The organism is Bordetella sp. BOR01 (genome assembly GCF_019218885.1).
In the GTDB taxonomy this organism is placed as follows: domain Bacteria; phylum Pseudomonadota; class Gammaproteobacteria; order Burkholderiales; family Burkholderiaceae_B; genus Bordetella_A.
In genome coordinates this window covers 58,810-70,818 of sequence record NZ_JAHUWT010000003.1, presented here as the reverse complement: position 1 = coordinate 70,818, position 12,009 = coordinate 58,810, and the positions used below count along the sequence as shown (strand labels likewise).

The window sequence follows — 12,009 nt, the reverse complement described above, 5'->3', positions numbered from 1 at the left end:
CCCCGGTGCCTGACCGCTACCGTCTCATCATTCTGTTAGAATCGCGGATTCGCATTTGCCGTACGCCGGTTTGGCCGGTACCCGCAGCATCTGCGTTTCCAAATCAGGACAGGTGGCCGAGCGGTTGAAGGCGCACGCCTGGAAAGCGTGTATACGTGTAAACGTATCGGGGGTTCGAATCCCCCTCTGTCCGCCAGGAATACTGCCAGTCGTCGCCCAACGATGGCCCGAAGAACCCGCACCAGCCCAGGCTGTGCGGGTTTTTTTCTGGCAAGCCACCGTCTCTGAACCTTCTTTCGGCAACCCGAGGCCCGGACCCAGAATTTTCTATATAAAAGAAAATTCCGGTATAGTCGATCCATTCCGGCATAACCTCTGGCAGGCAAGCGACGATGGCATTCGACTCGGGCATCCAGGCATATGTGGACCGCGCACGCCGTGCATTGGGCGATATGGCGGGGTTGCGGGCGTTATCGCTGACACAGCGGCGCATACGGGCCGACCGCTACGCTGCACTGGTGCGCGAACCGTACCCCGACACGCTGCAGGTCAGCGATACCTATATCGTGCTGCCGGGCCACGAGATTCCGGTGCGGGTCTACCGCCCATGTACCGAGGGGCCGTTGCCCGCCATTGTTTACCTGCATGGCGGCAGCTTCGTGGCGGGCAGCCCTCAAGGCCATGATTTCATCACAGCCAGCCTGGCCTGCAACACGGGCGCGCAGGTATTCAGCGTGCATTACCGCCGCGCACCGGAAAATCCCTATCCGGCGCCCACCGACGACGCTTACGAGGCCCTGTGTTGGGCGCTGCGCGAGGCCGAACTGCTGGGTGTGGACCCGGAACGCATTGCTGTCGCCGGCGACAGCGCGGGCGGCAATCTGGCCGCAGCCTGCGCATTGCTGGCGCGCGACCGGGGCGGCCCACGCCTGCGCATGCAGGCGCTGATCTACCCCACGCTGGATGCCGACCTGGATACGCCCAGCTACCTGAACAATACCGAAGACGCATTCCTGACCCGCGAGGCCATGGCGTTCGCCCTGAATGCCTTCCTGCCCTCGGGGCTGGATACGCGCGACGGCTACGCGCTGCCCATGCGCGCGCCAGATCACGCCGGCCTGCCGCCCGCCTATTTGCTGCTGGCCGACCACGACCCGCTGCTCGACGACGGGCGGCATTATGCGGAAAAGCTGCACGCCGCGGGCAACGCGGTGCAGTTGCGCATCGGGGCGGGAATGATCCACGGTTTTCTGCGGGCGCGCCGGCTAAGCGCCACGGCCGATGCCGAATTCCATCTGCTGTGCGCGGCGCTGCGGCAGGCGCTGGACCTGCCGCAACCGGCGGCGCGCTGGTAGGCTGGGTGGGATAGGGGCGTGGCGGCCTAGAAGTGCCGCTGCGAGGCCGGCTCGTGCGCGATGATCCACAGGATGCTGGCCGGTTCGTCGAAGGGGTTGCGGAACACGTGCGGCACGGCGCCGTCGAACTGGAAGCTGTCGCCGCGCTGCAGTTGCAGCGTGCGGCCGTCGAGTTCCAGCTCGAAGGCGCCTTGCAGGACCATGCCGCCTTTTTCCGCGGCGTAGCTCAGGGGCGGCGCGCCCGAGGTGCCGCCGGGCAGGATATTCAGCACCATGAATTGCAGGCGCTGCCCGGCCGGCGGCGAGAGCATTTCCTTGGTCATGAGCGGGGTGCCGAATTGCATGACCCGCCGTGTGTCCTGGCGCCGCACATGGGCGGCCAGGTCGTCGCCATCGGATGCGTCCGCGGCCGTAGCGTCATCGCCCTCGAACAGGGCGCTCAGGGGCACATCCAGCGCCTGGCGGATACGGGCCAGCGTTCTCAGCGAAGGGTTGCCCAGGTCGCGCTCTATCTGGCTGAGCATGCCGGTGGCCACGCCCGAGCGGGCCGCCAGCGTTTGCAGCGAGATTTTCTTACCCTTGCGTATACGGCGGATGGCCTGTCCAACGAGCCGGGTATCGTCTGGTTCCATGAATGGGAGGGCGGGCTGGGTCTCAGCGCTGGGTCTTCAGGCCCATGCGGTCAAGAATGGGAATCCACTTGGCATAGTCTACTTCGAACAGTTGTTTGGCATCGGCCCGCGAGCCGCTCATGGGAATCAGGCCCATCTGCGCCAGGCGCTGCTGTAGCGCGGGGTCGGCCAGGGCGCGGTTGAGCGCGTCGTGGATCGTGGCTTCGACCTCGGGCGGCGTGCCCGCGGGTGCGAAGATGGCTTGCCAGGGCTGCAGCTTTTCCTTGACCACGTCGCCCAGGCCGGCCTCGCCCACGGTGGGCACATCGGGCAGGTCGGCCAGCCTCTCGTCGCTGAAGACGGCCAGCGCGCGGATCTTGCCGCTCTTGACCAGTTCTTTGATGACGGGCGGGGTATCCACCAGGTACGCGTTGCGGCTTTCCACCAGGTCGACCAGGGCTGGCGAGCTGCCGCGATAGGGCACATGCACGACTTCGGCGCCGATGGCATCGGCGAAGTACTGGGCGGTAATGTGGCCCGAGGTGCCGGCGCCAGCCGAGCTGTAGTTATACGCGCCGGGCGAATGCTTCAGGTATTGCGCAAAGCTTTTCAGGTCTTGCGCCGGCGAGGTCGCCGGCACCACCAGCACCAGGGGCACCTTGGAGATGAGCGCCACGGCCGAGAAATCTTTGACCGGATCGTAAGGCAACTGCGGCGCCGTGCCTGCCAGCAGGATCTGCGTGGACATACCGCCCAGCAGCAGTGTGTAGCCGTCGGGCCGGGCCCGGGCCACGGCCTGGTTGCCTACCAGCCCGCCCGCGCCGGTGCGGTTCTCGACGATGACTGGCTGGCCCAATGCCTGGCCCATGCGCTCGGCGATCTGGCGGGCCACGATATCCGAGTTGCCGCCGGTGGGAAAGGGCACGACCAGCGTGACGGGGCGGTCGGGGTAGGCGGCCTGCGCGGCAGCGGCGCCAGCGACCAGTGCGACGCCGGCGGTGCGGCGGGCCAGTCTGGCCAGGCGGGAAAGTAGGGGTATGGACACGTGGCACCTCGACGCAAGAAGAACGGCGGTTGAGGAATTATTTTTTATAGAAAATTATAGCCAGTGTTTTCGATTTTTTTCTATATAAAAGAAAATTATGGGGAAAACCCCTGCTCGGGGTGCCGGCGGCGCGGCGCAGGGCCGGTGCCGCCATTCATCAATGTATGGCTTCCAACGTAGCCCGCAGGCGCTTGGCCTGCTGCGCGATCTGCCCGGGCAACTGGTCGAGTTTTTGTTTTTGATCGCCTGCCTGGGTGACCGGGTGCGTGCTCTTCAGTTGTACGGCGAACAGGGTGGGGCCGCCCACGCCGAACGTGGCTTCGGTCTGGTAGCCCAGGCGGTCGACCAGTGCGGGACTGATGCCCTCGGCCGCCCTGATCGCCCGCACGGCCAGGCCCACCGGCAGGTAGCCCAGTAGCCGCGTGTGCGGCTCGGTCAGCATGACATCGATAAGGGCGATGCGTACCACCATGGTGTCGGGCCCGGGCTTGTCCACCACGGGGTAGCGGCGGGATGGATCTTTCAGGAATTCTTGCCGGAACGAGACCGTCAAAGCGGCGACATCGGTGGCGGTCAGCCCTTTGTAGGGTGAATCGGGCGCCAGCCACACCTCGATGGGCGCCAGGTAGATGCCGGTGATGCGCTCCCTTTGTTTGGCGAACTGGGGGCTGATGTAGCGCGACAAGCCGGGTGTGCCTGGAACCGGGTGCAGCCGCTTTGCATCGGTGAAGAAGACGGCATTATCGACTCTGAAAGCCTGGTCGGAGACGGGCGCAGCGCACCCGGCGATCAATCCACATGACAGCGCAATGGCCGCAGCACGCATGACGAGATTCCTGTCAGAAGAAGGGGGGCGCCACCAGGCTAGCCGGCCCGTGGCAGTGAGTCCGTCGGTACCGAGGCGTGCGCTCCGGGGCGCACGTATTGAATGGATGCGAGCGCGGACGGTATCGCGCGGCGACAGTATGTCACGGTTCCTTGCAGTGTCGGGACTAAGGGAAAGCCCGCACTTATCAGGCGGCTTAGTCTCACTATAATTTGTCCATAACATAAACATATTGTCCATATTATGGTCAAAAAGGACCAGGCATGCCAGTCGACGCGCCCGATACGGATCCCATGACGCCGTATCAGTACCCGAATCCTTCCGAGGCCTTGCCCGAGATCGTGATCCCCCACGCCATCCCCACCGACGAGCGGTTGTGGGTGCCGCAGGCAGAAAACGTGTGGTTCCGGCCGCTCTGTCTGAACGCCAGCCAGGGCTATTGGATGAACTTGCTGCGGGTGCGCAAATCGGGCGTGCTGAGCCGCCACCGCCACCCCCAGGCCGTGCATGGCCTGGTATTGAAGGGCCGGTGGCGCTATCTGGAACACGACTGGGAAGCGACCGAAGGCAGCTATGTGTTCGAGCCGCCCGGCGAAACGCACACCCTGTATGTGCCGCCCGATGTCGAGGAAATGATCACGTACTTCCAGGTCAACGGCGTCATGTACTACACCGACCCGTGGGGCAAGGGTATGGGCTACGAAGACGTCTTCACCAAGATCGATATGTGCCGCAAGCACTTCACCCAGGCCGGCCTGGGTGAAGACTATGTGCGGCAATTCATACGCTAAGCCATGCAGCCGGCCAAGGCCAGGTATGACTACACCGGCCGCGTCGCGGTGGTCACCGGCGGCGCCAACGGTATCGGTGCCGAGATCGTGCGGCAATTGCGCGCCCATGGCGCCCGGGTGGCGGTATGGGACCTGCGCCCGGCCGCGCCGGATCCCCACGCCTGCGTGGTCGATGTCACCGATCGCGCCAGTGTGGCGCGCGCCCGCGCCGATACGCTGGCGCGGTTGGGCGGCGTGCACATGCTGGTCAACAGCGCGGGCTACGCCGGCCCGACGGCGCCCGTGGATCGCTACGATCCACAGGCCTGGGACGCCATCGTGCAGGTCAACCTGACCGGCACGTTCAACGTGTGCCGCGAAGTGGTGCCGCACATGCGCGCGGCCGGCGCCGGCCGCATCGTCAATATTGCCTCGCTGGCGGGCCAAGAGGGCACGCCCGACGCGGCGGCCTACAGCGCCGCCAAGGCCGGGGTGCTGGCGCTGACCAAGTCGCTGGGCAAGGAACTGGCCCTGACCGGCGTTCGCGTCAACGCCGTGGCGCCGGCCGCCGTGCGGACCGAGCTGCTGGCGCAGATGTCGCCTGGACACGTGCAGACCATGATCGCCAAAAGCCCGATGCAACGGCTCGGGGAACCTGGCGAGGTCGCCGAACTGGTGGCCTGGCTGTGTTCGGATTCCTGCACTTTCAATACCGGCGCGGTATTCGATCTTTCCGGGGGGCGCGCCACCTACTGAAGCTTATCCCCCAAGCCGGCATCACCCATATCAATAAGACCCAATTGGAGAGACTCATGAAACGTAGTGCGTTCAATCGCGGTATTGCCGCGCTGTTGCTGGGCGGTGCCGCCGCGCTGGCCGCGGCGCCTGCGGCGCAGGCCCAGGATTTTCCCGGCCATCCCATCGAGCTGGTCGTGACATTTGCGGCAGGCGGCGGCACCGATGCCCTGGCGCGCGCGATGGCCGACGCCTCGCGCACGCACCTGTCCCAGCCCATCGTGGTGCTGAACAAGCCCGGCGCCGCTGGCGGCATTGGCCTGACCGATGTGGCCAACAGCAAGCCCGATGGCTACAAGCTGGCGCTGGTGACGGCGGATATGGTGATCATTCCGCACCTGGGCCTGACCAAGACGACCTACGAGAAATTCACGCCCATCATCCAGCTCAATGCCGATCCGTCGGCGATCACGGTTGCGGCCGATTCGCCCTACAACACCATCGAGGAATTCCTGGACGCGGCGCGCGCCAAGCCGGAAATGATGCAGGTGGGCAACGCCGGGGTCGGTTCGATCTGGCATCTTGCGGCGGCCGCGCTGGAAGACAAGAGCGGCGCCAAGTTCAACCACATTCCGTTCAACGGCGGCAATCCGGCCGTGCTGGCGCTGCTGGGCGGCCATATCGATGCGGTGGCGGTCAGCCCCGCGGAAGTCATCCAGTACGTGAAGGCGGGCAAGCTGAAGACGCTGGCGGTGATGGCCGACCAGCGCGTGCCGGGTTTCGAGAATGTGCCCACGCTGAAAGAACGCAATATCGACTTGTCGATCGGCACGTGGCGCGGCATCGCCGCGCCCAAAGACACGCCCCAGCCGGTGCTGGACAAGCTGGGTGCGGCGTTCCGGCAGGCGGCCGCGGAAGACAGCCTGAAGCGCTTCATGGCAGAACAGAACCTGGGCTATGTGTTGGCCGACCAGCAGGCTTTTACGGCGCTGATGGCGCGCGACAACGCTACATTCAGGGGCTTGATCGAGAAGTTCGACATGCGCCAGTAGGCTTGGCCACGTGCAACAAGGAGCAGACGATGGATTTGGGTATTTCCGGCAAGACCGCGTTGGTGGGGGGCGCCAGCAAGGGCCTGGGCTATGGCTGCGCGCTGGCCCTGGTGCGCGAAGGGGCGAATGTGGTGATCGTGGCCCGCGGCGCCGACGCCCTGGCTGCCGCCGAGCAGGCGCTGCTGCGGGCACGTTCGCGCAGCGACAGCTTCGTGCGGGCGGTGGCCGCCGACATTACCACGCCGCAGGGGCGCGAGGCGGCCTTCGCGGCGCATCGCGACTACGACATCGTGGTCACCAACGCGGGCGGCCCGCCGCCCGGGGATTTTCGCGATTGGCAGCGCGAGCAGTGGCTGAGCGCGGTCGAGGCGAATATGCTCACTCCCATCGAGTTGATCAAGGCCACGGTCGACGGCATGGCCGAACGCGGGTTCGGCCGCATCGTCAACATCACGTCCAGCGCGGTGAAGGCGCCCATCGATGTGCTGGGCCTGTCCAACGGTGCCCGTAGCGGGCTGACTGGTTTCGTGGCGGGGGTGGCGCGCAGCCGTATCGCGGCCCGGGGCGTCACGATCAACAACTTGCTGCCCGGTGCATTCGCCACCGACCGGCTGGCAGCCGGCCTGGCGGCGGCGGCAGCCCAGGCGGGCCAGGACGTGGATGCCGTACGGGCGGCCCGTCAGGCAGGCATTCCGGCCCGGCGCTTCGGCAATGCCGAAGAATTCGGCGCCATCTGCGCCTTCCTGTGCAGTGCGCAAGCCGGCTACATCACCGGCCAGAATGTGCTGGCCGATGGCGGTGCCTACCCCGGCACTTTCTAAGCAGGCAGACATGACATTTCAAGCGGATTTATTCGCCGGCAAGACGGCGCTGGTGACCGGGGCCACGCAAGGCATAGGCGCGGCGGTGGCCAACCGTCTGGCATCGTTGGGGGCGCGTACCATCGCGGCCGGCCTGCGTTCGGATGCCGACGAACTGGACGCTGGCATCGAGGTGCGCATCGGCGATGTCAGCCGGGCGGGCGATGTCGAGCAGCTTCTGCAGGGCGTCGACGCGCTGGATATCGTCGTCAACTGCGCCGGGATCATCCGGCGCGGCGCGGAGCACGATCCGGCCGTGTTCGAGCAGGTGCTGGCCATCAACCTGACCGGCACCATGCGCGTGTGCAGTGCCGCGCGCGCGCGCCTGGCGCGGCGTGGCGGTTGCATTGTCAATACCGCCTCGATGCTGAGCTTCTTTGGCGGATCGCTGGTGCCGGCTTATGCGGCCAGCAAGGGCGGTGTGGCGCAACTGACCAAATCGCTGGCGCTGGCCTATGCCGCCGATGGCATCCGGGTCAATGCCGTGGCGCCCGGCTGGATCGCCACGCCGCTGACCCGGGCATTGCAGAACGATCCCGCGCGTTCCGGCCCCATCCTGGCACGCACGCCGCTGGGACGCTGGGGCAAGCCGCAGGATGTGGCCGATGGGGTGGCGTTCTTGTGTGCGCCGGCGGCGGCATTCATGACCGGCGTGATCCTGCCTGTCGACGGCGGCTATCTGGTGGCGTGATGGGCGGCGCCAGGGCGGCGTGTGCGCGAGGCGGGCGTTTGCGGAGATAATGGCAGGTGCGCGCCCGCGGCGCCATGCGCTTTTGCCTTTCGCTCATCACCTTCCACGCGTTCCGCCATGCCCGAATTGCCGCCCGTTGCCACACCGCCCACCGCCCAGGTAGCGGGAACCGCCGCATTCTCGAAGTTCATGCATGTGCTGCAACTGGTGGCCGATACGCCGCAAGCCATGACCGTGGCCGAACTCGGCAAGCTCAGCGGCTATCCGCGCCCCACGGTGTACCGCATGGTGGGCGCGCTGGTCGCCGAAGGCTTGCTGGCAGAACACCCCGCCACCGGCAAGCTGACGCTGGGGCCGCGCCTGATCCAGCTTGCCAGCCGTAGCTGGGGGCGATCCGAACTGCGGCTGGCCGCGGTGGAACACCTGAAGCACTTGCGCGACGTCACCGGCGAAACGGTCCACCTGGCCGTGCCCAGCGGCCAGCACATGGTGTATATCGAGAAACTGGAAAGCCCCAGCGCGGTGCAGATGAACTCGCGCATCGGCACCAGCGTGTCCCTGTATTCGACCGCGGTGGGCAAGGCTTATCTGTCCATGCTGGACGACGCCGCCCGGCAGGCCGCGCTGGATACCTTGCCACAGCCCTTCGCGCGCCATACGCCCAACACGGTGCAAGACCTTGCGGCCCTGGGCCATCAGCTCGAGCAAGCCCGCCAACGCGGATGGGCGGTGGACGATGAAGAGAACGAGCTCGGCATCTATTGCTTTGGCGCGCCGATTTTCGGCCAGAACGGGATGCCGGTGGCGGCCATCAGCGTCAGCACCCTGCGGTTTCGCCAAAAGGCCGACCCTCAGTCGGCCTATGTGGCACCGCTGCTCGAGGCTTGCCGGGCCATTACCCAGCGTATCGCCGAGACGCCCGCGTTGTCGGCGACAGATGTGCTGTAGCAGCACGCCATTTCCCAATCTGCTGGCCGCCGGCCTGCCCGGCGCGGCTTTTCCGGCCCCGCGGTTTCGACGACAATGGCTCGTTCGCGACCGGCACCGCATCCGAGCCGATGTTCCGGCCAATGCCCCGCAAGCGACGCACCCGCATCGATGCCCGCTACGGGCGGCTGTTTTGGGGAAGACCGCATTGGATTCACACTCGCAGGTAGCGTTTCCCAGATGGCCGCCGGGGGCAGCACCATGATGCGCATCGTCATCGTCGACGACGAGGCGCCGGCGCGCCGCTACTTGCGCCGCTTGATCGAATCGCTGGATGGCCCGCAGGTGGTCGCCGAGGCGGCCTGCATGCAGAGCGCGATCGACTTGATCAATCTGCACCGGCCCGACGCCATCTTCCTGGATATCGAGTTGACGCTGGGCACGTCGTTCGACGTACTGAGCGCACTGCAATACCAGCCGTGCATTGTTTTCGTCACTGCCCACGCGCCGTACGCCACCCGCGCATTCGATGTCGATGCCGTGGACTACCTGTTGAAACCGGTCGGGATCGAACGCCTGCGCCAGGCGGTGCAGCGCCTGTATGCGCGCTTGAACCGCCCCTGGGGCGATGCGCCGTTTCTTACCGTGCGCAACCACGGGCAGAGCCAGCTCATCCGGGCGCATGCCTTGGCGGCGCTGGTGGCCCAGCGCGATTATGTGAAGCTGCATGCCGAGCACGCAGAAACTCACCTGGTCTATGCCACCCTGAAGGGCTTGCTGCCGCAACTGGGCACCTTGCCCTTCGCGCAAGTGTCGCGGTCTATCGTCGTGAACCTGGATCAGGTCGGCAAGGTGGTGGCCGACGGCGGCTTGTCGGCCAGGGTGGAGTTCCTGAATGACGCGCTGCCGCTGCAGTTGGGGCGTACGGCGTTCCTGCGCTTGCGCGGCGCGCTCGACGAACGCCGTCGCGGCGATCCTGGCTGACTGTTCCGCAGGCGCCGCCAGGCCGTGCACCCCAGCTGGCCCGGGGAAGAATCAAGCGGCAATCAATGCCGCGTGAGGCACATGAATTAACCCGTTTATGTGAATCAACTTTCCAAATCTGCCGTCGATTGTTCCATTAATACGTTCTACATCGGCTGGCAATAAAGGTGTCGGCCTGATGTTTGATCTAGCGCAAATGGAAGGTTGAACCTCGCCCGTATTCTCTGCTCGAACTTTGCCGGATGCGATATTTGAAGCGAAATTTTCGCGCTTCTGAATCCAGAAGAATAATCCGGTCCTCTCCTTACCCAGTCGTTCTTAATTTCATTACCCGGAGAGGGTTCAACTTGGCTCTACAGGAGAGTAACCATGACGTTCCCCAAGCACATCATCCCGGTAACCGCCATCGCGGCCATGGCAGTCTCGTCTGCGGCGTTTGCCATCGACGGCACCATTAATTTCGAAGGCCTGATTTCCGACGTTACCTGCGAAATCTCGGTAAACGGCGCCACCAACAATGCCACCGTGACCATGCCCAGCGCCTCGATCGCCGCACTGGCTACTGCGGGCAGCACGGCCGGTGTCACGCCGTTCAATATCAATTTGACGGGCTGCGCCGGCCCGACCCTGAACACCGCCCATACGCATTTCGAGATGGGCCCCAGCGTCGACGCCATCACGGGTCACCTGAACAACGTTACCGGCACGGCCGGCAATGTGCAGGTGCAATTGCTCAACGCGCTCTCGGCGCCTATCGCGGTGGGCCGGTTGAACCAGGGCGACACCGCGGTCGATATTTCCAGCGGTGCCGGCACCATGTCTTATTTCGCGCGCTACTACGCCACCGGCCCGGCCACTGCCGGCACCGTCGGGACGCGGGTGGATTACACCATCCAGTACGAGTAGGTGCGCGTCAGCGGGCTGCAGGCAGCATTCTGATCCGGCAGGGGCGGCGTCAAACCCGCCTGCTTGCGCAAACGATCCGTGCGGCAGATTGCTTGCATGAAGCTGGCCAATCTGGAAATTCGAAGGTGGATTGTTTCATCGATCGCATCTCTGCCGAGGTGCGCCCGTACTCCTCAGGTGAAAAACTTGCGCGTATCATCGTTCAGGCGATTTTGTCGTTCTCATCCAAGGAGAGCAGCGATGCAATTTCGCCGGCCCGTCAGGGCCACCGCCGATGGCATGCAGATCGAATTGCTCAACGCTTTGCAGCGCTCGCTGCGCGTAGGGGCGGCAAGTCCGCGGGTCTCCAGGGTCGACTACACCATTCAATACCAGTAAGAGGGCCGCGCCGGATGGGCAGCACGGCGGCTACCTTGCGCGCCCGCGCGGCTTCGATCAACAGGCCATAGGCGTCTTCGTCCAAATGATCTCACTAATCAAATACTCGATGGCTTTGGCCCTGTGCGGCTGGGCGGGAATGTCGGCCGCTGCCATTGTGATCCACGGCACGCGCGTGGTGATCGACGGGGCGGCTGGCGAAGTGACCGTGCAGGTGCAAAACAACGGCAAGCAGCCCGTGCTGATGCAGGCCTGGATCGACGACGGCGATTTCGCCGCCACGCCCCAAAAGGCGAAGTCGCCTTTCGTACTGACGCCGCCCGTTGCGCGGATCGAGGCACAGAAAGGACAGGCGCTGCGCGTCATTCGCATGGGCGATGTTGCCGAGCGCCGACAGGAAAGCCTGTTCTGGTTGAACGTCGTCGAGATACCGCCGAAGCCTGCCGAGAATCTGGCCGCGGGAGACAACCTTCTGATGTTCTCGTTCCGGACGCGCATCAAGGTGTTTTATCGGCCTGCCGGGCTGGCCGGTACCGCAGCCCGGGCGCACGAACAGTTATGTTTCAGCTACGATGCCGCCGCCAGGAAATTGCGCGTCAGCAACCCCACGCCCTACCACATTACGTTTCGTTCGCTGCTATTGCGCCGCGCCGACGGCAGCATGGCCGGCGAGCTGCCCAGCCGGCAAGACCGCATGATCGCCCCCGCCAGCGAGCGGGCCTTCGACTTGCAGCTCAAGGGCGCGCCCTCGGCGGGCCTGGCGGTGCATTACAGCGTGATCAACGACTTTGGGGGGGATACGTCCGGGCAGAGCAAGAGCGCAGCATCATGCCAGCAAAAACTCGCCAGTTAACCCGATCATGGCGGCG

At 65.0% G+C, this 12,009-nt stretch carries 14 protein-coding genes and 1 tRNA gene; 12 read left to right on the top strand and 3 right to left on the bottom strand.

Annotated features, from left to right (window positions below):
• Positions 1 to 106 precede the first annotated feature (106 nt).
• Positions 107 to 196 (top strand) — tRNA-Ser (locus KW845_RS15170).
• A 196-nt stretch (positions 197 to 392) separates the two neighbouring features.
• Positions 393 to 1,355 carry an alpha/beta hydrolase gene (locus tag KW845_RS15165; RefSeq protein ID WP_218370117.1) on the top strand — a complete coding sequence of 321 codons (963 nt, stop codon included), beginning with the start codon at positions 393 to 395 and terminating at the stop codon, positions 1,353 to 1,355.
• A gap of 26 nt (positions 1,356 to 1,381) precedes the next feature.
• Here the strand turns inward: KW845_RS15165 and KW845_RS15160 are convergent, their stop codons facing one another.
• The 3 genes from KW845_RS15160 to KW845_RS15150 form a co-directional block, all read right to left on the bottom strand.
• A complete protein-coding gene (locus KW845_RS15160; protein WP_218370116.1) occupies positions 1,382 to 1,987 on the bottom strand; it encodes a helix-turn-helix domain-containing protein in 606 nt (201 codons plus the stop codon).
• Positions 1,988 to 2,009: 22 nt separating this feature from the next.
• On the bottom strand, positions 2,010 to 3,011 hold the full coding sequence (locus KW845_RS15155; protein ID WP_218370115.1) for a tripartite tricarboxylate transporter substrate binding protein BugE: 1,002 nt from the start codon (positions 3,009 to 3,011) through the stop codon (positions 2,010 to 2,012).
• 157 nt (positions 3,012 to 3,168) lie between these two features.
• Positions 3,169 to 3,837, bottom strand: a complete 669-nt coding sequence (locus tag KW845_RS15150; RefSeq protein WP_218370114.1) for a DUF3313 family protein — start codon at positions 3,835 to 3,837, stop codon at positions 3,169 to 3,171.
• Between the two features lie 263 nt (positions 3,838 to 4,100).
• Here KW845_RS15150 and KW845_RS15145 point away from each other — a divergent pair, with 263 nt between their 5' ends.
• From KW845_RS15145 to KW845_RS15100, 10 genes are all read left to right on the top strand, one after another.
• Positions 4,101 to 4,628 carry a 2,4'-dihydroxyacetophenone dioxygenase family protein gene (locus KW845_RS15145; RefSeq protein ID WP_218370113.1) on the top strand — a complete coding sequence of 176 codons (528 nt, stop codon included), beginning with the start codon at positions 4,101 to 4,103 and terminating at the stop codon, positions 4,626 to 4,628.
• 3 nt (positions 4,629 to 4,631) lie between these two features.
• Positions 4,632 to 5,363 carry an SDR family NAD(P)-dependent oxidoreductase gene (locus tag KW845_RS15140; RefSeq protein ID WP_218370111.1) on the top strand — a complete coding sequence of 244 codons (732 nt, stop codon included), beginning with the start codon at positions 4,632 to 4,634 and terminating at the stop codon, positions 5,361 to 5,363.
• A gap of 56 nt (positions 5,364 to 5,419) precedes the next feature.
• On the top strand, positions 5,420 to 6,394 hold the full coding sequence (locus KW845_RS15135) for a tripartite tricarboxylate transporter substrate binding protein (protein ID WP_218370110.1): 975 nt from the start codon (positions 5,420 to 5,422) through the stop codon (positions 6,392 to 6,394).
• Positions 6,395 to 6,423: 29 nt separating this feature from the next.
• Positions 6,424 to 7,215: an SDR family oxidoreductase gene (locus KW845_RS15130; protein WP_218370109.1), complete on the top strand. Its 792-nt coding sequence runs from the start codon at positions 6,424 to 6,426 to the stop codon at positions 7,213 to 7,215.
• A 10-nt stretch (positions 7,216 to 7,225) separates the two neighbouring features.
• Positions 7,226 to 7,945 carry an SDR family NAD(P)-dependent oxidoreductase gene (locus KW845_RS15125; protein ID WP_218370108.1) on the top strand — a complete coding sequence of 240 codons (720 nt, stop codon included), beginning with the start codon at positions 7,226 to 7,228 and terminating at the stop codon, positions 7,943 to 7,945.
• Between the two features lie 117 nt (positions 7,946 to 8,062).
• The gene (locus KW845_RS15120; RefSeq protein WP_218370107.1) at positions 8,063 to 8,893 is read left to right on the top strand and encodes an IclR family transcriptional regulator; all 831 of its coding nucleotides are present in this window, start codon (positions 8,063 to 8,065) and stop codon (positions 8,891 to 8,893) included.
• A gap of 240 nt (positions 8,894 to 9,133) precedes the next feature.
• Positions 9,134 to 9,856: a LytTR family DNA-binding domain-containing protein gene (locus tag KW845_RS15115; protein ID WP_218370106.1), complete on the top strand. Its 723-nt coding sequence runs from the start codon at positions 9,134 to 9,136 to the stop codon at positions 9,854 to 9,856.
• Positions 9,857 to 10,225: 369 nt separating this feature from the next.
• Complete coding sequence (locus KW845_RS15110; RefSeq protein WP_218370105.1) at positions 10,226 to 10,762, top strand: fimbrial protein; 537 nt, start codon at positions 10,226 to 10,228, stop codon at positions 10,760 to 10,762.
• A gap of 240 nt (positions 10,763 to 11,002) precedes the next feature.
• A complete protein-coding gene (locus tag KW845_RS15105) occupies positions 11,003 to 11,140 on the top strand; it encodes a hypothetical protein (RefSeq protein WP_218370104.1) in 138 nt (45 codons plus the stop codon).
• A gap of 85 nt (positions 11,141 to 11,225) precedes the next feature.
• Complete coding sequence (locus KW845_RS15100) at positions 11,226 to 11,993, top strand: molecular chaperone (RefSeq protein WP_218370103.1); 768 nt, start codon at positions 11,226 to 11,228, stop codon at positions 11,991 to 11,993.
• Positions 11,994 to 12,009: the final 16 nt, after the last annotated feature.